The following is a 23,083-nucleotide window of genomic DNA, read 5'->3' on the forward strand; positions in this document are numbered from 1 at the left end:
AAGTAACGTTTTTAAAATACTATAAAAAGATAAAATATTGAGCTTAAAATTCAAGAAAAAATCCTTTTGTAATTAACATATATTATATATAAAAATAAAAAAAATTTTTATAAAATATTTTTGTTAAAAATCAGAGAAATTTTTTTAAGTATGCAGTTAAAAAATATAAAATATCAAAAATTAATAATCTAAAAAATTAATTAAAAATATTTTAACTTCACAGATAAATTCTCTCAAAATCTGTTTTATTCAAATATAGATCTAGATATATCTAAATTATTTTTCATCTTCTCGAAAATAAAATATGTAATATTTATATAAAATACATTAAATACTATGCTGTCCTATTTTTTTTTACGGAGTTTTTCTGATGGATTTTTTTTTAGAACCGTCAACTTGGGCCGGCTTATTAACGCTAGTAGTTTTAGAAGTAGTACTAGGAATTGATAATTTAATTTTTGTAGCAATTTTATCAGAAAAATTACCTCCTAATCAACGAGATAAAGCGCGATTAATTGGTTTAGGATTAGCGCTGATAATGAGATTAGGGTTATTATCATTTATATCTTGGATAGTAACTTTAACTACTCCTATTATTAACAATAGATTTTTTGTCTTATCAGTTCGTGACTTGATTTTACTTATTGGTGGTTTATTTTTGTTATTTAAAGCTACAATTGAATTACATGAGCGATTAGAAAATGAAGATCATGATAGTACAGAAAATAAAAATTATGCTGGTTTCTGGGCTGTAGTGATTCAAATTGTTGTTTTAGATGCAGTTTTTTCATTAGATGCTATTATTACAGCAGTTGGGATGGTAAATCAACTATTAATTATGATGATTGCAGTTATATTAGCTACGATACTTATGTTATTAGCTTCGAAAGCACTAACTAATTTCATTAATTTACATCAAACAGTTGTAGTATTGTGTCTTAGTTTTTTGTTAATGATTGGATTTAGTTTAGTTTCAGAAGCATTGAAGTTTTATATCCCAAAGGGATATTTATACACAGCTATAGGATTTTCTATTTTAATCGAAATATTTAATCAAATAGCTCGGCATAATTTTATGAAAAATCAATCTAGAAAACCTATGAGACAAAGAGCTGCCGAAGCAATTCTGCGATTAATGATAAGGGAAAAAAATAAAAACAAAAATATCGCTAATACACAATTGAATAAAAATGAAAAAATAACTATTACCCCCCCATTAGAAACAGAAACATTTCAAGATGAAGAAAAGTATATGATTAACGGAGTTCTTACATTAGCTGGTCGATCAATTAAAAGTATTATGACACCAAGAAGTAATATATCTTGGGTTAATACAGAGAAAAACACTAATGAAATCCGTGCTCAATTATTAGATACGCCTCATAGTTTGTTTCCAGTTTGCAAAGGTGAATTAGATGAAATTATCGGTATTGTGCGTGCTAAAGAATTACTGGTAGCGATTGAAAAAAATATAGATGTTTATAAATTTTCTTCTCAAATACCACCTATCATTATACCTGATACTCTTGATCCTATAAATCTTTTAGGTGTTCTTCGTCGCGCTCAAGGAAGCTTTGTAATTGTTAGTAATGAATTTGGAGTAGTACAAGGATTAATTACCCCATTAGATGTTTTAGAAGCTATAGCTGGAGAATTCCCAGATGCTGATGAAACACCAGATATCATAAAGGAGCAGAATAGTTGGTTAGTAAAAGGAGAAACAGATTTACATTCATTACAACAATTACTTAATACAAAAGAACTTATTAAAGAAGATGATTGTGCTTCCTTGGGAGGGTTACTAATAGCTCAAAATGGACAATTACCTACCCCAGGAGAAACAATTCATATTAATTCTTTTTCATTTCATATTGTTAAAGCAACAGAATATCGTATTGATTTAGTTCGTATTACTAAAAAATAAAATATTTATAAAATTTAAATAATTGTAATTTTAAAAATATTTACTAGTAATAAAATAAATAAATTTTTAATTTTGAGAAAAGTATGTCTAACATAATTTTAGCGATTGATACTTCGATGAATTATTGCTCAGTAGCTGTATATAAAAAAAAAATATATTCGTTATCAGATTACTGTAATAAAGAGCATACTATAAAAATATTACCAATGATTAAAAAAATACTATTACTTGCGAAAATAACATTTAAAGACATTAATTATGTAATCTTTTCAAAAGGTCCAGGAAATTTTACTGGAATACGAATTGCTATAGGAGTCGCTCAAAGTTTATCTTTAAGCTTGAATATTCCTATCTTAGGAATTTCTACTCTAGCTATAATGGCAGAAAAAGCCTGGAGGAAATATCATCAAAAAAAAATATTAGTTGCTATTGCAGCTGGAATTGATAAAATATATTTATCTAAATATATTAAAGATAGTAGATTATTATGGATCGGAAATAAAACAGAAGTTCTAATACATTCTGATGACATTAAAGAAGAAACAAAGAATTTGGATAATGATTGGTTTTTCGTCGGTAACGGATTAGAAAAATTTAATTCAAAAAATTTTTTTAACTATGAAAAAATAAAAAATATATCGCCTAATGCAAAAGATTTAATTCCATTTTCTTTGTTAAATATAAAAAACAAGAATTTTTTACATTTTACTAAATTAGAACCTAATTATTTAAATAATATTTTTTAAATATAAAAATTTCAATACTGAAATACTAAAATACTTCAGTATTGATCTAATTGTTATTAACTACAATATAAATTAAATTTGATAAAATATTTTAGTTATTAATCCGGTAAAACAACATTTAATTCTAATATAGAAATATCTTTATTTTTTTGTTCTAACTGTATTGTTACCATGTTAGGATCTATGTTTACATATTTACAAATTACAGAAAGTATTTCACGTTTTAATTGCGGGAAATAATCTGGTTCATTTTGAAATTTTCTTCGTTCTGCGACAATAATTTGCAATCTTTCTTTAGCCACATGAGCTGTATTTTTGTTCCGGGATAAAAAAAAATCTAACAAAGCCATATCTATCTCCCGAATAAACGTCGTAAAAAACTTTTTTTTTCTTCTTCAATAAAACGAAACTTATGATTTTCACCTAATAATCGGTTAACCGTATCAAAATAAGCATGTCCTGCATTAGAATTATTATCTAAAATCACAGATTCTCCTTGATTTGATGCTCGCAATACAGATGCATCTTCAGGAATTACACCAATAATTGGTATACGAAGTATATCTAAAACATCATTCATGCTTAGCATCTCGCCGTTTTTAACGCGTGTTGGATTATAACGTGTTAATAAGAGATGTTCTTTGATAGGGATATTATTATCTTCAGATCTTTTTGATTTTGATGATATAATTCCTAATATTCGATCGGAATCTCGAACTGAAGAAACTTCTGGATTTGTAGTAATAATAGCTTCATCTGCAAAATACAATGATAAAATAGCTCCTTTTTCAATTCCAGCAGGCGAATCACAAATAATAAAATCAAAATTCATTTTAATTAGTTCATTTAAAACTTTTTCAACTCCCAAATATGTTAGAGCTTCTTTATCTCTAGTTTGAGATGCCGGTAAAATAAATAGATTCTTTGTTTTTTTATCTTTGATTAAAGCTTGATTAATTTTTGCTTCACCTTGAATCACATTAACAAAATCATATACTACTCTGCGCTCACATCCCATAATTAAATCTAAATTTCTTAAACCTATATCAAAATCTATTACAACAGTTTTTTTTCCTTTTTTTGCTAGACCGGTTGCAATAGCGGCACTTGAAGTAGTTTTACCTACACCTCCTTTCCCTGAAGTAACTACAATAATCCGTGTCATATAGAAAGTTCCTAAACATGCACTTTTAACTAAGAGAATTTATAGTTAAAATTTTATTACGTAAATAAATTTGCGCTGATTTTCCAATAAACTTCAATGGTATTTGATCTGACAACCAATATTCACCAGATATTGACAATAATTCAGCAAATAATGCTGTACAAAATATGTTACTTGTAATATCTCCGTTGGCACCTGCAAGAACTCTTCCTCTAACCGATCCATAGACATGGATGTTACCATCAGCAACTAATTCTGCTCCTGCGCTAACATTATTTGTGACTATTAAATCAGAATATTTGGCATATATTTTTTGCCCTGAACGCACAGGTGTATTGATGATATGTGTTTTTTCTATTTTTTTCTTGATATCTTTATTAATTACATTTTCAATATTATGCGTTTTATAAAAAAAACTAATTTTTTGATTTATATTATTTTCTATATTTTCTAATTTCTTTCCTTCTAATAAAACAGGTAATCCTGAATTAACAATAATTTTTTTAAGATAGTTATCTTTACAACCAGTTACGCCTACAATAAAAAAACTATGCGAAATAATAACTTCTTGTATTTTTCTCCAATTTTTTTGGTTTAATGATAAATGTGATATATTAAGAATAATAGGCGCATTTTTAAAAAATTGAGGATATTCCTGAGTTTTTTTATATAATGACTTATCAATTAAGTCTATATTATCACTTTTTAGGTATAATACTAATAATGTAAAATTACTGCCTTTTATTTCAATAGACGTTTTTTGCATATATATTGCTCAATAATTTATATTTATATGCATATTAAATGTACATGTATTGTTTTTTAAAAACTAATACAAATTAATTTAGTTAAATTATAATATAAATATCATTTGATAACAATTTCTATTTTTTAGAGTTTCAGATCATTTAAAGTATTTTAAAATGAAATTAATATAGAATTTATATCAAATTTCTAATTAATGAAATATTAAATTTTTTTAACTATAAAGTTCATAAGGACGATCAAAATTTTGTTATTTTCTCAGAATAGTCAGCTTATATTACGTTATCAAAATATTTTTAAAAACAAAAAAATTTTTTTTTCAGGAAACATACAAGACGAATTACCAAGATATTTATCTAGTATAAAAACAAGTTTACATCTTAATGTAAAAAATGATTTCTATGAAAAGAAAACATATTATCTTAAAAAAATTCATATATATTACAATTTACTTGTCTCAAAAAAAGCTGTTGAAAATTATAATACGCTTATTTACTATTGGCCTAAAAGTAAATCAGAAGCAAAATTCCAATTATATAATTTATTATCTTGTTTCTCTATAGGAACCGAAATTTTTATTGTAGGAAATAATTCATGCGGAGTAAAAAGTGCAACAAAAATATTAAAAAAATGGATACATATAAATAAATTAGAAAGTGCAAAACATTCTATTTTATTTGCGGGTATTCTTAAACATAAAACAAAATTTATATTAAAAGATTTTTTTAAAACACATATTTGGGAAAATTTATATATCAAATGTTTGCCAGGAGTATTTGGTTATAAAAAAATAGATTTAGGTAGTCAATTACTTGCTTCTACTTTTTCTAAAAATATTCATGGTGAAATATTAGATATAGGATGTGGATCAGGTTTTTTATCAGTATGTTTACTTAAAAATTCACCAAATTCTATAGTTACTATGATAGATAATAAAGAATCTGCAATAATATCTAGTCAAGAAACGCTTGTCTCTAATCAATTATCCGCAAAAGTACTATCTAGCAATCTTTATTCAAATGTATTTAATAAATTTAATTTAATTATATCAAATCCACCATTTCACAATGATTTAAAAGTAAATTTTAATATCATTCAGAATATTATAATTATGGGATCGAAATACTTAAAAAAAAAAGGAGAACTTAGATTTGTTGTAAATAGTTGTTTTAATTATGATTTTATTTTGAAAAAAAATTTTAAAAAATTTAATATTATAAGAAAAACAAAGCTATATAAAGTTTATCAGGCTTTATTATAATAAATCTAATATGGTACCCGGAGCGGGACTTGAACCCGCAAAGCTTTTAAAGCCGAGGGATTTTAAGTCCCTTGTGTCTACCAATTTCACCATCCGGGCTTTTAGAGGCGTATCCCGGAATCGAACCGGGTTATACGGATTTGCAGTCCGCTACATAACCAATCTGTCAACACGCCTATAATTTTTATATTATAGGAAAAAAAATAAAATTACAATAAAATTTTATAAATATAAAACTATTTATATAAAATTCTGATAAAATAAAAAATTGTCTTTACATTTATCAATAGAATGTTTTAACATTATCAATGTTTCATAATTAAAACATTATATTTTTAAGGAGAGGTGGCCGAGTGGTTTAAGGCAGCGGTCTTGAAAACCGCCGATGAGAAATCATCCGAGAGTTCGAATCTCTCTCTCTCCGAAAAAAATCAAAAAAATTAAAATTTTTATCCTCAAAAAAATTACTGATCAGCAGAAACTTCAATTTCTACACGACGATCAGGAGCTAAACAACTAATTAACAAAGGCCGACTTTCTATATCTTTACATACCTGATCAGTTAAAGGATACTGATTTCCCATTCCTTGAATATTAATTTGATTTTCAGATATTCCATGAGAAATAAAATAATTTTTAATACTATATGCGCGATCTTCAGATAACTTCTGATTATATTCTTTGTTTCCTATTCTATCTGTATGACCTGATAGTGTAATATAAATTTTTTTCGATTTAATATTATTTATTTCATTATTTATCTTTCTTAATTTATCATATGAAACAGGCCGCAATTCTGTGCTATTGAAAGGAAAATTAATATTTTCATTCAGTGCAACATATTGTTGATTGGACATTTCTGGTGAGTATGGTGTAAACATATCATTAATTTTAGACTTTCCAAATTTCCATGCAAAAGAAACAACTGCATCTCCCAAAGTAGGTTTTGATAAATTTATTATGTTTTCAACGCTACTTTTCCATGTATAATCAAATCTAGTAATAAACTCATCATTAAAAATGTATTCAGCACCCAAAGATAAACTAGGAAATAAACAACTACTTTTAGTAAAAGTTTTTTTCAAGTCTTCTTTAGAAACTAAATTTTCCCAAAACATCATTCCTCCTAAGCGCGTATATAATCGAAAATCATCTGTAATAGGATAGGATAATTTTGTTGAAATTTGCACATTATTGTCTTGCAGACGTTCCTTTGATTTTTGAAACATCAGATGAGGAGAAAATCCAGTTGTATTATTTTCTATTTCTAAACCAAAATATGGATTAAATTCATACCCCAGAAATAATCCAAAGACAGGAGAGTTTGTACTGCTATTATGCTTTAAATCTAGGTTTTTTTTATGGTGTAAAAGATGAAAATTTGACCATCCAATTTTAGTACCTAAGTACCATCCATCGTTACTTTTTGATTGAACATTACTGACTAAGCTTACTAATAAAATTAGAATAGTAAGAGCTCTTTTTTTCATTTGAAAACTCCATTTTGAGGTAAATTGCCAATAAATAAAAAAATTTAGAAATCTGAATTATTTTATAAAAAATTATAATACAGTCTATTATATAATAAATATTATATTAATAAAATAAGTGAATATATTTATATTATTTATATAATATTTATATATATCTAACTAACGAAATTAACAGTTATCGAAAATATACATATAGGTCTTAATTAATAATTTTATTTTTTTTGTTATTATTAAGATTATACAAAAAGGATACACCTAAAAAATGTAGACAAGTTAAATAAATCATTCCAGAAAAAAATAATATTGTAAATAGACGTATTATTTTAGTAAAAAAAGAACTGACATTATATAGAGGTATAAAATATAACATAAAAATTAAAAAAAATATCATAGAAAACGCCGAAATTAATAAACGAAAAATAAAAATTAATTCATTAATATTAAAAGAAATTAACTTTTTTTGATATAGTTTCCAATATAATATAGAAAAATTTATCCATCCAAATATACTAAAAGATAAAGCTAAACCTGCATGTTGTAAATAATAAATTAAACATGGATTTAATATTTGCGTCATAGATAAAGTGAATAGTGCAACTCGCGTTGGAAAATTTATTTCTTGAGATGCATAAAAAGCTGAAGATAGAATTTTGACTAAAACTAACGCAATCAAACCAATAGAATATAATTTTAATGCTCTTTGTGTCATTAAAACATCGAAATCTGTAAATTTTCCATATTGAAATAATATTACAACTAATGGTTTCGCAAGAATAAACAACATAATAGAAGTGGGTAACGATAAAATTAAGGCTATTCTAAAACCCCAATGAAGTAATTTTTTATAATCTTCTAGTTTATGTTTAGAATAACTTTTCGATAGCGATGTAAATAAAATTGTACTCAAAGAAGTACCTAACATGCCTATTGGAAATTCAATTAATCTATCAGCATAATACATCCAGGATATAGAACCTGAATTCAACAAAGAAATGAAAATAGTGTTAAAAATTAAAGAAATTTGATTTGCCGAAGCACCAATAAGACATGGTCCTATTTTTTTTAAAACTTTTAAAAGACCAATATTTTTAAAATTAAATTTCGGCATCATTAGCATATTTATTTTTAATAAATATGGAAACTGATATATTAATTGAATAAATCCACCTATAATAACGGACCAAGCTAATATTAAAATTGGCGGTGTAAAAAAATTATTCAAAAAAATAGAACAAATAATCATAGTAATATTGAGAAAAATAGGTGAAATAGCAGGAACAGCAAAGTAATTCCAACTATTCAAAATAGAAGAATATAACGATGATAAAGAAATTAATAAAACATAAGGAAACATAATTTCTAATAAAGTAGAGGATACTTGAAATTTTTTTAAACAATCAGAAAAACCTGGTGCAGTGAACTTAATCAAATAATCAGAAAATATTATTCCCAATATTACTATGATAGATAAAGCACAAATAATAAAACCTAATAAACATGCAACAAAATCTTTTATATGATGCATTTTTTTATTTGATTTATAATCTATTAAAATAGGAGTAAAAGATTGTGAAAAAGCACCCTCAAAAAATAATCGACGTAATAAATTAGGAATTTTAAAAGCTATAAAAAAAGCATCAGTATAAATAGAAACACCAAAAATACGAGCAATTATAAGATCCCTAAAAAAACCTAATATACGTGAAATTAATGTCATAAAACTCAGAGAAAATAAAGATTTCAAAAGATTCATATTAAACTAACCTAAACAAGTTAAATATCACGTTTAAGAATGTTTTATTAAAATTTCAATAAAATTTTCTTGCTCATAAAATACTTAACATGTTATAAAAGAAAATTATCTCTAAAAAAATTTATTACTTAAAATAAATTTCAAAACAATGTCTTCTTTAAAGAAAATAAAAATAATTAAACCTGATGATTGGCACGTTCATCTTAGAGACAAGAAGATTTTAAAAAAGGTTCTAAGATATACTGAAATGTTTTATCAACGCGCAATAATCATGCCTAATCTTAATAAACCGATTACAAATTGTAAGAGAGCCATTGCATACAAACATAGAATTTTACAAGCAACGCAAATCAATCATACTCAATTTGAACCATTAATGACTTGCTATTTAACAAAAGAGACTTCTTTAAAAGAATTAAAATATGGTTTCTTACAAAAAATATTTATAGGAGCAAAATTATACCCGAATAAATGTACAACAAATTCAGAAACAGGTATAAATAAAATCAGTGAAATTTTTCATATATTGGAATTAATGCAAAAAATAAAAATGCCGTTATTAATCCATGCTGAAGATAATAATGTTGATGTTGATATTTATGATAGAGAAGCAAATTTTCTTGAAACCACGCTAATACCATTACGTAAAAAATTTCCAGAATTAAAAATAGTATTAGAACATATTACTACTAAAGAAGCTGTTGCTTATATTGAAGAAAGCAATCCTTTATATTTAGCAGGTACTATAACACCGCATCATTTAATGTTAAATAGAAATAACATGTTTATCAACGGAATTCAACCTAATCTATATTGTTTACCTATTTTAAAGAGAAAAAAACATCAAAACGCTTTAAGACAAGCTATATCTAATGGTAGTATGAATTTTTTTTTAGGAAGCGATAGCGCTCCACATATTTACAGAAATAAAATTAGTCTATTTGGATGTGCAGGAATATTTAATGCTCCATCATCTTTATTATGCTATATTACTATTTTTGAAGAAATGAAAGCATTAAAATATTTTGAATCTTTTTGTTCAAAAAATGGTCCTAATTTCTATAATTTACCAATTAATCAAAACACTATCACATTAATAAAAAAACCTTGTAAAATTTTAAAAAAAATAAATCTTGGAAAAGATTCTATCTTACCTTTTTTATCTGGTGAAACATTGAAATGGTCTATTCTTTAAATATTACTGTTATATTTTTGAACTTTAGCGATATTAATTTTATAGTTTTCCATTAATGTCGTAAATAGTATTATTATTAAAAGATTTATAAAAATTTAAAAATTTTTGATTTAAGTAAAATTTATGTTTTATTAATTTTTTGTTTTTAAGGTTTATTTTTTTTAAAGATACACATTTATCTTTTATTTTATTTGAATAATAATTTAGTTCATCAATTTTTAAAGCAGAAAAAATAGTGTTATACTTTTTTTCAAGAGATATCTGTGTTTTTTTTGCGCAATCTAATTGGTTTAATAAAGCATGCTTTTTTTCTATGATAAAATACAATTCTTTCATATCACTTTTTGAATTCAATAAATTTATATATTCTTGATTCATAACTTTATCTAATAGAAATAATATATTATCTATTTTTTTAATAATATCGATTAATTTTTTCATATTTTCTGTCTATTTCTTAATTAATATCATTGACAATGATAATATTATTAAATCTATAAAACAACTATTACTTGTCCATCATTATTAATTATTCCAGTAATAATTTTCCCACTTTTAATTTGTACACGTATTTTTTCTTTAGCACCGCCATTATCGAGTGCTTTTCCAGTGGTAATAATTTCAAAATTATTTCCTTTAAATTTGATAGTAACCTCTTTATTTGATGTGACTATCCAAAAAGCGCGCGTCATAAAAGATGTAATAGGTTGAAAAGGAAGAATATCTCGTACATTTACTCTATTGATAACATCTTGTTTATTAAAATAAGTGCCATTAGGTAACTTATCTAAACGTCCTGTTATAGATTTTAGATCTGATGCGCTTATTTTTGTACCTCGAAAAATTTTTTTCTTTGCTATAATGTACTGCCCTTGAATTTGTAATTCTAATTTTAAAAATTGATGTTGACGCCCACAAATGTATAAAATATCAAATAGTCCAACGCTGTGAAAATGATGTGATAATAAAAAATGTTGTTTTTTACAAATTTTATTTTTTTCTAGAGGTGCATGTAATAATATTTTAAAATTTTTTGTATCAAGAGAATATTCTTGTTTAAAAAATTCATTTAAATGATTTGTTAAATCATTAGCATTAATTTCAAAAGACAGAAAAAACAATAAAATAAAAAAAAATTTTAATAATTTCATTTGTTTCCTTATTAATTGATAAAAATTAAAACTTGATTTATTAAGATAAATTAATAGATATAATTTATTAAAAAATTTTTATAAATTTTATTTTAACCTAAAAAGATTTAACAAAAAAAATTCAACATAATTCTATTTTAAATTTAAATTTTTTAAAAATTTATAATATAATTATATTTGAAAAATAAACTTTTCTAAATTAACTAAGAATAGTTAAAAATATATTTTCAATATTGTTTTAATTTTATAAAATATAATGTAATAACATTATTAAATGAATAAAAAATAAAAAGGTATAAATATGTTTGAAAAAATAAATAACATGTTTAATTTAAATCAAAATTTATTAAATTTATATGCTACAAGAAGTGAAATTTTATCATCAAATATAGCCAATTCTGAAACACCAAAATATCAAGCAATGGATATTAACTTTAAAGATGCTTTCGAAAAAATATTAAAAGAAAAAAAAAATCATTCTTTAAAAATTACACTAAAAAAAACTTCAGAAAAACATTTAACACAAAAACTAAAAAGAAATAGCGTTTCTTTATTTTCAGTTAAACCTATTAAAACTAAAAATATTAAAATTAATGGTAATACAGTAGATATGAATCGAGAGCGTGTCGAATTTCTAAAAAACACTTTAAAATACGAAGAAAATTTAACATTCATAAAAAATGAAATTAGAAATATGATGCATGTATTAAAAGGATAAAAAATATGTCTTTATTTACTATACTTAATATTGCAGGTTCAGCTATAACTGCGCAATCAGAAAAAATAAATGTTATTGCTACAAATTTAGCAAATGCAGATAGCGTAATATATAAAAATGGAAAATATTATCCATATATTGCAAAAAGAGTTATTTTTAAACCGTTTAATTTAAATCAAAAAGGAGCAAAAGGAGTTAAGGTAGCTTCAATAATAAACGATAAAAATCCAATACAAATGATATACGATCCTAACCATCCGCTTTCTAACTCAAATGGATATGTTCTAAAATCTAATATTAATCCTATTACAGAAACAATAGATCATATTACTGCTTCACGGTCTTATCAAGCGAATATAGAAGTTTTAAAAACTGCTAAAAACATGATATTAAAAACATTATCTATTGGAGAATAAGGAAGAAGGAATGAACAATATTAATGTAAATTCTTCTATCAATAACAACGTTAATGATAAAACTACTAGTGATTTTAATAATGCTACTAATCCATTGGATCTACAAAATAATTTTTTAAGCTTGTTAATTGCTCAAATTAAAAACCAAGATCCTACTGATCCTATTAAAAATACTGAGTTAACATCGCAGTTAGCTCAAATTAATACAGCCACTGGAATTGAAAGATTAAATAATACTGTAGGAAAATTTTCTGATAAAATAAATCAAAATCAAAATATTCAAATATCTTCATTAATTGGTCATCGAGTGATGATACCTAGCTCACAAATTGTTCATACTGAAAATATGAATACAGAATTTGGAATAGATTTAATTGGTTATGCAACGTCAGCTGAAATAAAAATATTAGATGGAAACGGTAAAGTGTTGCATGTAAAAACAATAAAAGATGCAAAACCTGGAATATATAGTTTTACGTGGGATGGTTTAGATTTAGACAAAAAAACTGTTCCTACTGGAAAATATAATGTCAATATAATAGCTAAAAATAAAGAAAAAGATATTCCTGTAGAAATTTTATGCGAAGCATTAGTACATAGTATTATTACTTCTTCTAGAGATCCTATAATAGATTTAGGAGCAATGGGCACCACAACATTATCAAAAATTCGTAAAATTTTTAAATAAAATATTTTTATGTATTTAAAAAATTTTAAGATTAATTATTTAAGGAATAAATTATGTCAACGATGGAAGCTATTGGTGGATTAATGGCCAACAGTAATAATATAGATGTTGTATCGAATAATATAGCAAATGCTTCTACTATTGGTTTTAAATCTAGTACTCTTTCTTTTTTTGATATAGTATCTAGCTCATTTTGCTCTAACAAAGTTATCGGTTCTGGTGTTGGAGTTTCCAATATGAGACAAAATTTTAGTAACGGAATATTAATGCAAACAGGAAGAGATTTAGACTTAGGTATTGTACAAGATGGTTTTTTCAGAGTACTGAACTCTAAAGGTTACGTATATTATACACGAAATGGACAATTTTTATTGGACAAAGATAAAAATATTATCAATATGGATGGAATGTATTTAACTGGTCAAAACCAATTTGACTTGAAAAACAATTTAAATAATATATCTAAATTAGAACCTATTAATTTAAAAAAATCTGACATTCTTAAATCTAAGCAAACAAATATAATTAAATTGCATGCAGATTTAGTCGAGAATAATCATCCGTCGACTAATACTATTACAGGTTCTAATGATGATATATCAAATTCAGAAATAAATAATATTACTGTATATGATAAAAATGGACAAGCTGAAAACATAAATATTTTTATTAATAAAGATGAAAACGAATGGACTATTAAAATTGAGTCAAATGATATTAATAATTTAAATGATGAAAAAATTGATGATACTATTCATTTAAAATTTGACTCCGAAGGTAAATTAAATTCTGATTCAAATATACAGATCAAATCAAAAAAATTTAAAAACCTAACTTTAAATCTAGAGTGTACATTAAAAAAATCAAATGATGGTAATAATACAATACAGCTTTCTCAAGATGGATATCCAGAAGGTCATTTAACATCTTTCGAGATCTTAAATAATGGTGAAATTATAGGTCAATATACAAATCAAAAAGTAGAAAAAATTGGACAAATATTTTTATCTAAATTTGTTAATCCGGAAAAACTCAAGCCTGAAAGTGGAAATGTTTGGTCTGCAACTCAAGAAGCTGGTAATGAAAATATTGGAATAGCAGGAGATAGGGGATTCGGAACGATAATTTCGAAAACTTTAGAATCATCTAATGTTAATTTAAATAAAGAACTAATTAATATGATTGTAGCACAGCGTAATTATCAATCTAGTGCACAAGCTTTTAAAACAGAAGATAAAATAATTAACACATTAATAAATTTAAGATAATTTTAAAAATTAGGTGTTTTAATGGATAACACAATTTATCAATCAATGAAAGCAGCTGTTCAATTGTTAGAAAATCAAAATATTATTGCAAATAATTTAGCAAATATATCTACTAATGGTTTTAAAGAAGCATTTAATGTTTTTATACAAGATAAGAACATAAATAATGTATATAAAACTCAAACAAAAAAATACTATAATTTTTCAGAAGGTGTAATAACTCACACAAAAAGAAAGCTTGATTTAGTTGTTAAAAATAATGGCTGGTTGGTAATCAAAGATTCAAATGGAAAAGACGCATATACAAAAAACGGACACTTACAAATAAATGCACAAGGAAAACTTACTATTCAAAATTATAAAGTAGTTGGAAACCAAGGAGATATAAAAATACCAAGTCATATAAATATAAAAATTTTATCTAATGGAACTATTAAAGAAATAGAAGATAAGCAAAATAGCATTTCTGAAAAAACAATAGGATCATTAAAATTAGTACGTTTCAAAAAAAATGATCTTATTCAAAAAGATAATGGATTATTTTACTTAAAAAAGAACAAATTGAATGAAAACTTAAAAGTACTACATGATAATACTGTTCGTGTGCAATCAGAAATGTTAGAAAATAGCAATGTTAATCCAACTAAAAATATAGTAGATATGATATCAAATGCTCGACAATTTGAAATGAATATGAAAATGATATCAATGTATGATCAAAACATAGAACGTGCCAATCAACTATTTAATGTAAATAATTAAAAGGATAAAAATATGATTCCTTCTTTATGGATTTCTAAAACAGGTCTTGATGCACAACAAATTAATATGAATGTAATTTCAAATAACTTAGCAAATGTTAGTACCAATGGATTTAAAAGATCTAGAGCAGTTTTTGAAGATTTAATGTATCAAACTATACGACAAGCAGGAACAAATTCCTCTATTGATACCACTTTACCTTCTGGATTACAAATAGGGACAGGAGTAAGACCTGTAGCTACTGAAAGAATTCACAGCCAAGGAAATTTATCTAAAACAGACTCCTCTAAAGATGTAGCTATTAATGGTCCGGGTTTTTTTCAAGTACAACTACCAGATGGTAATATAGCATATACAAGAGATGGATCATTTCAATTAGATCAAAACGGTCAACTAGTAACTAATAGTGGATTTGCAGTAGTACCTGAAATAAACATCCCTCCTAATTCTACAAATATTAATATAGCAAGAGATGGTATTGTTAGTGTTACTATACAAGGTCAAACACAACCAATTTCTATTGGTCAATTAAACTTGACTAATTTTATTAATGACTCTGGATTAGAAAGTCTAGGAGAAAACTTATACCAAGAAACACAAGCATCTGGTAGCCCAATAGATACTACACCAGGTTTAAATGGAACAGGTTTGTTATACCAAGGATATGTTGAAACATCAAATGTTAATGTTGCTGAGGAATTAGTCAATATGATTCAAACTCAACGAGCCTACGAAATTAACAGTAAATCTATAAATACTTCAGATCAAATGTTACAAAAATTATCTCAACTATAAAAATTGATTTTAATACTAAAATAAATTTAACATTTATATATTAAAATTTTTTTATTAAGGATTATTTTTCCGTGGTAAAGTTATTTATTTATACAATTAAATATTATTTAACTTTTCTTGTTTTATTAGTTATTCAAAGTTGTTCGTCTATTGAACACCAACCTTTAGTTAAGGGAATTACTACTTCTATAGCTCCAAATGTTTTTCCTAAAACTACAAATGGATCAATATTTCAAGAAACTACACCTATTAACTATGGATATCAACCCCTATTTGAGGATCATCGATCTCATAATATCGGAGATATAATTACTGTTGTATTACAAGAAAACATCAGCGCGAGTAATAGCTCATCTTCTAATATAACTCGCAATGGCACAGCTAATTTAGGCATGACAATCACACCAGGACAATTAAATCCTATATTAGGATTTAATATTAATGAAAGTAAAACAGGATTTGATAGCATAGGAAAAAATGACTTTTACGGAAAAGGTAGTCATTCAGCTGAAAATACATTCACAGGACTTATCACTGTGACTGTAAAAAGAGTACTACCGAACGGGAATTTACAAGTAGTTGGAGAAAAACAAGTTGCTATTAATGAAGGAATAGAATTTATTCGGTTTTCAGGGGTAGTAAACCCTCATAATATTAACAAAAACAATTTAGTTGCTTCGACTCAAATTGCGGATACACGCATTGAATATGTAAGTAATAGTCGTATTAATGAAACTCAGAAAATGGGTTGGTTACAACGATTATTATTAAAAATTTCTCCGATTTAATATTAAAAATTAAAAAAAAATAAAATTCTTAGTATCATTTAAACTCATAAAGGATCAAAAAATCCTTTATGAGTAAAGATTTTTTATGAAATTAAAATTATTCATAAATGACATATTGTATATTTTGTATATAATATATATTAAAAAAATGAAATCAATAAAATAAATGTATAAGGTATTTTATGTTTAAGATCATATCGTTATTAAAATTTATTATTTGTATTTTAATAAGTTTTTATTCTTTTGCTTATGCTGAAAAAATACGTGATTTAACTAGCATTGAAGGCATAAGAGAAAATCAACTCATTGGTTACGGTTTAATCGTTGGATTAGATGGAACAGGTGACCAGTCAACGCAAGCTCCATTTACTAATCAATCATTATACAATATGCTTTCTCAATTGGGCGTGACTATACCCCCAGATACTAATATGCATTTAAAAAATGTAGCAGCTGTAATAGTTACAGCAAAATTACCTCCCTTTAGTCACACAGGAGAAAAAATAGATGTAGTAGTTTCTTCTATGGGTAATGCAAAAAGTCTTAAAGGAGGAACTCTATTAATGACTCCATTAAAAGGCGCTGATAATCAAATTTACGCGATTGCTCAAGGCAACATATTAGTATCTGAAAAAATTAATTCTCAAAAAAGAAATAATTATATTATATTTAATCAAGTAAATTCAGGAAGAATTAATCATGGAGCGACTATTGAAAAAGAAATAAATACTGATTTTGGTAGAAAAAAAATAATTAATCTGCAGTTAAATCAAGAAGATTTTAGCATTGCACAAAAAATAAGTGATATGATTAACATAAAGTATCCAGATACAGCTATAGCTATAAATTCTAAAACAGTACAATTAAATACGTATCCGAATAATACAATACAAGTTCATATGCTCTCTAATATTCAAGATATAGATATCTCTATACCATCACAAGAAGCTAAAGTAATAGTTAATCCTAGAACGGGTTCAGTTGTAATGAATAAAGAAGTAAGATTAGGGACATGTATTGTTGCGCATAAAAATTTGTCTGTAATAATTAATAAAACAATTAATAAAAACAATTATTTAAACTTATTAAAACCAGAGCCAAATAACCAATCAGATTTATTAAAAAATATTAACAGTAAAAATTATTTAGAATATGAACAACATAACAATGAAAGTTTAAACAACATTATACGAGCATTAAATTCTCTAGGAACAAAACCGGATGAATTAATTTCTATTCTTCAATCAATGAAAAGCGCAGGTTGTCTTTACGCTAAATTGGAAATTATTTAATGGAAAATCACTTATCTTTATTTAACATAACAAACTATCGTGCTAAATTAATTGATAGTTTAAAACATCAAGTAAAAACTAACCCTAAAAAATATGCATTAGAAACAGCTAAGCAAGTTGAAGGTATTTTTATTCATATGTTACTAAAAAGCATGAGATGTTCCTTGACAGAAGGAAATTTATTAGAAAATAATCAAAGTCGTTTATATACTGAAATATATGATGAACAAATTTCAAAAGAATTAACTAAAAAAGGCATTGGTCTAACAAATATTATTTTAAAACAAATTGAACAAAAAAAGTCATATATATAACGATTTTTTAAGGGGGGCTATATGAGTTCTATACTGAATTCTACTATTTCAAGTATTGATGCTATTCAAATATTAATTGATAATACATCAGAAAAAGTTTTAAATCCAAGTTATAGAGATTCATCAGAACGTATTTCGATAGAAAATAATATAGATGAATCTAATGCTAATGCAGGAGTAAAAATACAAAAAGTATATGATGAATATAATAATTTTATTGAAGAAGAAAAACGAAGAACTAGTGAGCGCGTGCAAGATGAACAGACAAGAATTGAAGAATATATAAAACTAGAAGATTTATTTATTGAAAAAATACATATTTTTAATGACCTAATGAACAAATTGTTTTCTTCTATTCAAGAAAATATTTCAAATAAAAATCAGAATGTATTCAATGAAGAAATAGAAAAAAATTTAAAAAATGTTGTTACTGGATTGAAAAATTTTAATGAAAAACTCACATTTATAGAAAATGACGTTAGAAATACTATATCAGAGAAAATAAAAAAAGCAAATATCTTAATTAATAAAATTTATAATCTTAACGTAACCATTCGTTATTTTCCAGTTAAACAAGTTCCTAATGGAATTTACAAATATATCGACGAAAGAGATCGATTAGTTGATGAGCTAAATGATATTATTGGCGTGACAGTAATTAAAGATAATAATAACTTTGAAGTCCGCTTAAATAGTGGTATGTGCCTTGTTAACAATGATAAAAAGAAAAATTTAATGATTTTAACATCTGACACTGATAAAAGATATATTAGTGTTGGATATTGGGATGATCATGAAAAAACACTTAAAAAAATAGAACATATGATTCCCAGTGGATCTTTAGGTGCTCTCCTTTCATTTCGCAAGGAAGAACTAAAAAACGCTAGAAATAAGCTTGGACAGTTAACTGTCAATTTTGCTGATAGTATCAATGAAAATCATACATTAGGATATGATATGCTTGGTAACCTTGGAAAACAAGTGTTTAACATTAGTACACCTGAAATTATATCTAGCTCAAATAACAAATCAAATCCCTTTACATCTATTCAATGGATATCTACAAGTAACGCACAAGACACTGATTACATAGTATATATGCAAAATAATCATTGGACAGTTCAAAGATTACGAGATAAAACAACATTTGAACCAGAAATATATCACAATAACAATAATGTATATCTTACTTTCGATGGTATGGAATTAAAAATTGAAGGGAACAATAATGAAGGTAATATGTATATGATTAAACCATATGATAAAACATTAGATGAGCTAGAACTTTTAATTGTAGAAAATACTCCATTTGCATTTTCTTCAACAAATGACATAAATCAACAAAACAGAAATAATGAAATTATTATATACAACTTAAACAAAGATAAATTAGTAAATAAAAAAGATACATTAGGTATGTCTTATCTCAAATTTTTAAAATCTATTTCTTACAAATGTAATGATCTTGAGGAAAAAGTTCCTTTTAAACGTCAAATGATTAGAATATTAAATAATAAAAAATTATCAATGTCTGATGATATAAATGAAGATTATCAAAATCTTAGTTACGAACAAAAATGTTATATTGCAAATGTGAAAATTTTAAAAATGGCAGAAAGTATTTTTAATGATATTATTGACTGTTATAGTTAATATTTATAAAAATTTTCACAATAAAAACTTACTTTTAAAGTAAGTTTTTATTTTCTATATATAATTGTTTAAGTAAAAAATAATTTTTTAAAAATATTAAGCAGAAAAATAGTTTTATTCGGTTTTAGTAATAGGTGAAGTAGAAAAATTAGTTGCAGAATGCGCTCCAGCAGCACTCTTATTTTTATTTAATTGTGTTAAAAAAATTGAGGATTTTATTGTTTTTCTATGTATTCCGGAATATGAACTATTAAAAATTTTGGTAATAGGTGCATAAGCTTGTGTTTTATTTTTTTCTTTTCTAAAATTTTGATTATTGAAAATTTTTTCTTGATTTGATACTAATACATTATTTTTCTTAAAAGATAGATGTAATTTTTTTCTTTCTTGAATTATATTAGGACTTTTAAAAATTTTTTTAATTTTATAAGAATGATTTTTTTTATTTTCTTTTAAATAATTATGTTTTTTTAACGATGTACTTTTTTTAATGATTTGATCATTTACATAAATAGATGAGATATTTATTTTTTTTTTAGTATTAAAAGTATGATTTTTATTTGTTGCGTTTATTTTTATTAATGAATTTTTAAACCAAACTCTCCCTAATGCTAATTCTAATGAAAAAACAATACCAGTAACTTTTTGGAGAGAATTAGTAGAGTATAAATTGATAAATTTATTTTTCAAAGAAGTAATATTTTTACTATTAAACTTTTGTTTAGCTGGTAAAACAATAAAATTTTCATTTTTAATGACGTTGATATATTGATTGCGATTATCAAAAACATTATTTTTTGTATTATATGCATTTAATTTAAAAAAATTAAATTGTTCTATGTAATTAATAAAATTATTTTTTTTGAAATGCTTATTTCTAGAAGATAAATTACGTCTTTTATTTAACAAATCAAATTCATTTTCAAAAGTTTTTTTATTATCTATATTTCTTCTAATTTTATTATTTTTAGATATAATTGTGATATTACTTTTCGTGTCATTTGTAGAAAAATTCTTTTCTTTTTTTAAAAAAATGTTATTTTTACAATGAAAAATATTTTTTTTTAATATTTCACTTTTAATAAAAATATTTTTTATTAGAAAATATTTTTTTATCCAAGATATAAAATTAATAAAAAAGTTATTTTTAACATTTTTTTTAGAAAATCTTTTTTGAATAATATTTTTTGAATTAATAGAATAATGAAATAATTTATTATTTTTTAAAAATGGTTTAGATTTATTTTTTTTATCTATCATTTCCTTTTTATTATTTTTTAAATTTTTATTACTTTTAACACCAGAAAGATAATAACTCATTGATGGTATTTGTTCTCCTTTTCTAATTCTAGAAACAAGATAATGAGGAGTTTTCATATTTTTATTGGGAACAATAATTGTTTTTCCACCTGCTTGTCGTTTTTCAATTGCATGTACTGCATCTCTTTTTTCATTTAATAAATAACAAGCGATTTCTATAGGAACAATCGCATGTACTTCATATGTATTTTCTTTTAATGCTTCCTCTTCAATTAAACGTAAAATTGATAAAGATAAAGATTCGTTATCTCTAATGGTACCTGTTCCTGTGCATCTAGGACAAATATGATGACTAGATTCACCTAAAGATGAACTTAATCTTTGTCTTGACATTTCTAAAAGACCAAATCTAGAAATATTACCAATTTGAACACGCGCTCGATCTTCACGAACAATTTCTCGAAGTTTATTTTCAATGGCTTTCTGATTACTCAAAGGAGTCATATCTATGAAATCGATTACTATTAACCCCCCCAAATCTCGTAATCTTAATTGTCTTGAAATTTCCTCAACTGCTTCCAGATTTGTGTTAAAAGCGGTTGATTCGATATCTACACCACGTGTAGAGCGAGCAGAATTAATATCAATAGCTGTCAAAGCTTCTGTACTGTCTACCATAATAGAACCGCCAGAAGGTAACCTTACTTTTCTTTGAAAAGCAGAATTTATTTGAGATTCAATTTGATAATAACTAAATAAAGGGATATCGCCAGTATAAAGTTTAATTTTATTAATGAAATCAGGACGACCTAAAGCGGAAATATGTTCTCGAGCTACGTTCAGTATTTCAGGGTTATCAATTAAAATTTCACCAATATCTTGGCGTAAATAATCCCTAAAAGCACGAAAAATTACATTGCTTTCTTGATGGATTAAAAATGGTGCAGCTTTATTTTCTGAAGCTTTTTGAATTGCATCCCAGTGTTTTAATCTAAGTGATAAATCCCATTGCAACGATTTTGTTGGTTTTCCGACTCCTGCTGTTCTAATTATTAAACCCATATTTTTAGGTAATTTTAAAGATAGCAGAGATTCTTTTAATTCAACGCGATCATTTCCTTCGATTCTTCTTGATATACCAGTAATATTTGGACTGTTAGGCATTAAAACTAAATAACTTCCCGCTAAGGTAACAAAAGTTGTTAAAGCTGCGCCCTTAGTACCTCTCTCTTCTTTATTTATTTGGACTATAAGTTCTTGTCCTTCTTGCAAAATATTTTTAATATTTAAACGAATATTTTTATTGTAATTTTTTGGAAAATATTTTTTAGAAATTTCCTTTAAGGGTAAAAAACCATGTTTTTCCATTCCATAATCGACAAAAGCAGCTTCTAAACTAGGTTCTATTCGAGTAATTTTTCCTTTATATATATTTGACTTTTTTTGTTCTGATCCAGAATTTTCTATATCAAGATCATATAAACGTTGACCATCAACAAGAGCTACGCGCAACTCTTCCTGCTGAGTTGCGTTAATTAACATTCTTTTCATTATAACATTTTCTCTCTTATTTTTATAAATAAGTAAATGTATCAACAGGAAATATATATTTTTAAAAAATTAATATTTTATTATCTAACTATGATTTTTATTTAAAATATATATAAAAATAAGTT

The 23,083-nt window shown here is 25.0% G+C and carries 22 protein-coding genes and 3 tRNA genes; 15 read left to right on the forward strand and 10 right to left on the reverse strand.

What is annotated here, in order from left to right; translation table 11 throughout:
* Positions 1-370 precede the first annotated feature (370 nt).
* Both HU701_RS01835 and tsaB read left to right on the forward strand, forming a co-directional pair.
* Positions 371-1,924 (forward strand): TerC family protein, encoded by a 1,554-nt coding sequence (locus tag HU701_RS01835; protein WP_158346406.1) that lies wholly within the window; start codon positions 371-373, stop codon positions 1,922-1,924.
* Between the two features lie 83 nt (positions 1,925-2,007).
* Positions 2,008-2,670 carry a tRNA (adenosine(37)-N6)-threonylcarbamoyltransferase complex dimerization subunit type 1 TsaB gene (gene tsaB / locus HU701_RS01840; protein WP_158346408.1) on the forward strand — a complete coding sequence of 221 codons (663 nt, stop codon included), beginning with the start codon at positions 2,008-2,010 and terminating at the stop codon, positions 2,668-2,670.
* Between the two features lie 98 nt (positions 2,671-2,768).
* Here the strand turns inward: tsaB and minE are convergent, their stop codons facing one another.
* Genes minE through minC form a run of 3 tightly spaced genes read right to left on the reverse strand, consistent with a single transcriptional unit; the run spans position 2,769 to position 4,601 of the window.
* On the reverse strand, positions 2,769-3,020 hold the full coding sequence (minE, locus tag HU701_RS01845; RefSeq protein ID WP_053940279.1) for a cell division topological specificity factor MinE: 252 nt from the start codon (positions 3,018-3,020) through the stop codon (positions 2,769-2,771).
* A 2-nt stretch (positions 3,021-3,022) separates the two neighbouring features.
* Complete coding sequence (minD, locus tag HU701_RS01850; protein WP_178919221.1) at positions 3,023-3,835, reverse strand: septum site-determining protein MinD; 813 nt, start codon at positions 3,833-3,835, stop codon at positions 3,023-3,025.
* Positions 3,836-3,860: 25 nt separating this feature from the next.
* Positions 3,861-4,601: a septum site-determining protein MinC gene (gene minC, locus HU701_RS01855; RefSeq protein ID WP_158346414.1), complete on the reverse strand. Its 741-nt coding sequence runs from the start codon at positions 4,599-4,601 to the stop codon at positions 3,861-3,863.
* A gap of 246 nt (positions 4,602-4,847) precedes the next feature.
* Between minC and rsmC the strand changes: the two genes are divergently transcribed.
* Positions 4,848-5,861 (forward strand): 16S rRNA (guanine(1207)-N(2))-methyltransferase RsmC, encoded by a 1,014-nt coding sequence (gene rsmC / locus HU701_RS01860; protein ID WP_158346416.1) that lies wholly within the window; start codon positions 4,848-4,850, stop codon positions 5,859-5,861.
* A gap of 11 nt (positions 5,862-5,872) precedes the next feature.
* Here the strand turns inward: rsmC and HU701_RS01865 are convergent.
* Together HU701_RS01865 and HU701_RS01870 are read right to left on the reverse strand one after the other, a co-directional pair.
* Positions 5,873-5,960, reverse strand: a tRNA-Leu gene (locus HU701_RS01865).
* A gap of 6 nt (positions 5,961-5,966) precedes the next feature.
* Positions 5,967-6,037, reverse strand: a tRNA-Cys gene (locus HU701_RS01870).
* A 163-nt stretch (positions 6,038-6,200) separates the two neighbouring features.
* On the opposite strand from HU701_RS01870, the gene HU701_RS01875 reads away from it, so the two are divergent.
* Positions 6,201-6,285: transfer RNA gene (locus tag HU701_RS01875), tRNA-Ser, on the forward strand.
* Positions 6,286-6,325: 40 nt separating this feature from the next.
* Here HU701_RS01875 and HU701_RS01880 read toward each other — a convergent pair.
* Positions 6,326-7,351 (reverse strand): OmpA family protein, encoded by a 1,026-nt coding sequence (locus tag HU701_RS01880; RefSeq protein WP_158346418.1) that lies wholly within the window; start codon positions 7,349-7,351, stop codon positions 6,326-6,328.
* Between the two features lie 202 nt (positions 7,352-7,553).
* Positions 7,554-9,107 (reverse strand): murein biosynthesis integral membrane protein MurJ, encoded by a 1,554-nt coding sequence (murJ, locus tag HU701_RS01885; RefSeq protein WP_178919223.1) that lies wholly within the window; start codon positions 9,105-9,107, stop codon positions 7,554-7,556.
* Between the two features lie 148 nt (positions 9,108-9,255).
* Here murJ and pyrC point away from each other — a divergent pair, with 148 nt between their 5' ends.
* Positions 9,256-10,302, forward strand: a complete 1,047-nt coding sequence (pyrC, locus tag HU701_RS01890) for a dihydroorotase (protein WP_178919224.1) — start codon at positions 9,256-9,258, stop codon at positions 10,300-10,302.
* 39 nt (positions 10,303-10,341) lie between these two features.
* Here the strand turns inward: pyrC and flgN are convergent, their stop codons facing one another.
* Together flgN and flgA are read right to left on the reverse strand one after the other, a co-directional pair.
* Positions 10,342-10,743 (reverse strand): flagellar export chaperone FlgN, encoded by a 402-nt coding sequence (gene flgN, locus HU701_RS01895; RefSeq protein WP_178919226.1) that lies wholly within the window; start codon positions 10,741-10,743, stop codon positions 10,342-10,344.
* Between the two features lie 53 nt (positions 10,744-10,796).
* Entirely contained in the window at positions 10,797-11,453 is a 657-nt protein-coding gene (flgA, locus tag HU701_RS01900) for a flagellar basal body P-ring formation chaperone FlgA (protein ID WP_158346426.1), read from the reverse strand.
* Between the two features lie 301 nt (positions 11,454-11,754).
* Between flgA and flgB the strand changes: the two genes are divergently transcribed.
* The 10 genes from flgB to HU701_RS01950 all read left to right on the forward strand — a co-directional run bounded on the left by flgB (position 11,755) and on the right by HU701_RS01950 (position 20,147).
* Entirely contained in the window at positions 11,755-12,171 is a 417-nt protein-coding gene (flgB, locus tag HU701_RS01905; protein ID WP_178919229.1) for a flagellar basal body rod protein FlgB, read from the forward strand.
* Positions 12,172-12,176: 5 nt separating this feature from the next.
* Complete coding sequence (flgC, locus tag HU701_RS01910; protein ID WP_158346430.1) at positions 12,177-12,587, forward strand: flagellar basal body rod protein FlgC; 411 nt, start codon at positions 12,177-12,179, stop codon at positions 12,585-12,587.
* 10 nt (positions 12,588-12,597) lie between these two features.
* Positions 12,598-13,275: a flagellar hook assembly protein FlgD gene (locus HU701_RS01915; RefSeq protein ID WP_158346432.1), complete on the forward strand. Its 678-nt coding sequence runs from the start codon at positions 12,598-12,600 to the stop codon at positions 13,273-13,275.
* 53 nt (positions 13,276-13,328) lie between these two features.
* Positions 13,329-14,543 (forward strand): flagellar hook protein FlgE, encoded by a 1,215-nt coding sequence (locus tag HU701_RS01920; protein WP_178919231.1) that lies wholly within the window; start codon positions 13,329-13,331, stop codon positions 14,541-14,543.
* Positions 14,544-14,564: 21 nt separating this feature from the next.
* Positions 14,565-15,305: a flagellar basal-body rod protein FlgF gene (gene flgF / locus HU701_RS01925; RefSeq protein ID WP_158346436.1), complete on the forward strand. Its 741-nt coding sequence runs from the start codon at positions 14,565-14,567 to the stop codon at positions 15,303-15,305.
* Between the two features lie 12 nt (positions 15,306-15,317).
* Entirely contained in the window at positions 15,318-16,100 is a 783-nt protein-coding gene (gene flgG / locus HU701_RS01930) for a flagellar basal-body rod protein FlgG (RefSeq protein WP_158346438.1), read from the forward strand.
* A 71-nt stretch (positions 16,101-16,171) separates the two neighbouring features.
* Positions 16,172-16,888 (forward strand): flagellar basal body L-ring protein FlgH, encoded by a 717-nt coding sequence (locus tag HU701_RS01935; RefSeq protein ID WP_158346440.1) that lies wholly within the window; start codon positions 16,172-16,174, stop codon positions 16,886-16,888.
* A 182-nt stretch (positions 16,889-17,070) separates the two neighbouring features.
* Positions 17,071-18,180, forward strand: a complete 1,110-nt coding sequence (locus tag HU701_RS01940; RefSeq protein WP_178919233.1) for a flagellar basal body P-ring protein FlgI — start codon at positions 17,071-17,073, stop codon at positions 18,178-18,180.
* Positions 18,180-18,494 (forward strand): rod-binding protein, encoded by a 315-nt coding sequence (locus HU701_RS01945; protein ID WP_158346444.1) that lies wholly within the window; start codon positions 18,180-18,182, stop codon positions 18,492-18,494. The genes HU701_RS01940 and HU701_RS01945 overlap by 1 nt, the downstream gene beginning before the upstream one ends.
* Positions 18,495-18,515: 21 nt before the next feature.
* Positions 18,516-20,147, forward strand: coding sequence for a FlgK family flagellar hook-associated protein (locus tag HU701_RS01950; RefSeq protein ID WP_178919235.1), 1,632 nt, complete (start codon positions 18,516-18,518; stop codon positions 20,145-20,147).
* Between the two features lie 114 nt (positions 20,148-20,261).
* Here HU701_RS01950 and rne read toward each other — a convergent pair whose 3' ends face one another.
* Positions 20,262-22,958, reverse strand: coding sequence for a ribonuclease E (gene rne / locus HU701_RS01955; protein WP_178919237.1), 2,697 nt, complete (start codon positions 22,956-22,958; stop codon positions 20,262-20,264).
* Between the last annotated feature and the right edge of the window lie 125 nt (positions 22,959-23,083).

The sequence above is a fragment of the Buchnera aphidicola (Aphis gossypii) genome (genome assembly GCF_013394915.1).
Classification (GTDB): Bacteria; Pseudomonadota; Gammaproteobacteria; order Enterobacterales; family Enterobacteriaceae; genus Buchnera; species Buchnera aphidicola_AZ.

Bases quoted from the DNA above. Each gene is read 5' to 3' on its own strand.
- HU701_RS01835 (WP_158346406.1), top strand. From the start codon at position 371: ATGGATTTTTTTTTAGAACCGTCAACTTGGGCCGGCTTATTAACGCTA.
- tsaB (WP_158346408.1), top strand. From the start codon at position 2,008: ATGTCTAACATAATTTTAGCGATTGATACTTCGATGAATTATTGCTCA.
- minE (WP_053940279.1), bottom strand. From the start codon at position 3,020: ATGGCTTTGTTAGATTTTTTTTTATCCCGGAACAAAAATACAGCTCAT.
- minD (WP_178919221.1), bottom strand. From the start codon at position 3,835: ATGACACGGATTATTGTAGTTACTTCAGGGAAAGGAGGTGTAGGTAAA.
- minC (WP_158346414.1), bottom strand. From the start codon at position 4,601: ATGCAAAAAACGTCTATTGAAATAAAAGGCAGTAATTTTACATTATTA.
- HU701_RS01880 (WP_158346418.1), bottom strand. From the start codon at position 7,351: ATGAAAAAAAGAGCTCTTACTATTCTAATTTTATTAGTAAGCTTAGTC.
- murJ (WP_178919223.1), bottom strand. From the start codon at position 9,107: ATGAATCTTTTGAAATCTTTATTTTCTCTGAGTTTTATGACATTAATT.
- pyrC (WP_178919224.1), top strand. From the start codon at position 9,256: ATGTCTTCTTTAAAGAAAATAAAAATAATTAAACCTGATGATTGGCAC.
- flgN (WP_178919226.1), bottom strand. From the start codon at position 10,743: ATGAAAAAATTAATCGATATTATTAAAAAAATAGATAATATATTATTT.
- flgA (WP_158346426.1), bottom strand. From the start codon at position 11,453: ATGAAATTATTAAAATTTTTTTTTATTTTATTGTTTTTTCTGTCTTTT.
- flgB (WP_178919229.1), top strand. From the start codon at position 11,755: ATGTTTGAAAAAATAAATAACATGTTTAATTTAAATCAAAATTTATTA.
- flgC (WP_158346430.1), top strand. From the start codon at position 12,177: ATGTCTTTATTTACTATACTTAATATTGCAGGTTCAGCTATAACTGCG.
- HU701_RS01915 (WP_158346432.1), top strand. From the start codon at position 12,598: ATGAACAATATTAATGTAAATTCTTCTATCAATAACAACGTTAATGAT.
- HU701_RS01920 (WP_178919231.1), top strand. From the start codon at position 13,329: ATGTCAACGATGGAAGCTATTGGTGGATTAATGGCCAACAGTAATAAT.
- flgF (WP_158346436.1), top strand. From the start codon at position 14,565: ATGGATAACACAATTTATCAATCAATGAAAGCAGCTGTTCAATTGTTA.
- flgG (WP_158346438.1), top strand. From the start codon at position 15,318: ATGATTCCTTCTTTATGGATTTCTAAAACAGGTCTTGATGCACAACAA.
- HU701_RS01940 (WP_178919233.1), top strand. From the start codon at position 17,071: ATGTTTAAGATCATATCGTTATTAAAATTTATTATTTGTATTTTAATA.
- HU701_RS01945 (WP_158346444.1), top strand. From the start codon at position 18,180: ATGGAAAATCACTTATCTTTATTTAACATAACAAACTATCGTGCTAAA.
- HU701_RS01950 (WP_178919235.1), top strand. From the start codon at position 18,516: ATGAGTTCTATACTGAATTCTACTATTTCAAGTATTGATGCTATTCAA.
- rne (WP_178919237.1), bottom strand. From the start codon at position 22,958: ATGAAAAGAATGTTAATTAACGCAACTCAGCAGGAAGAGTTGCGCGTA.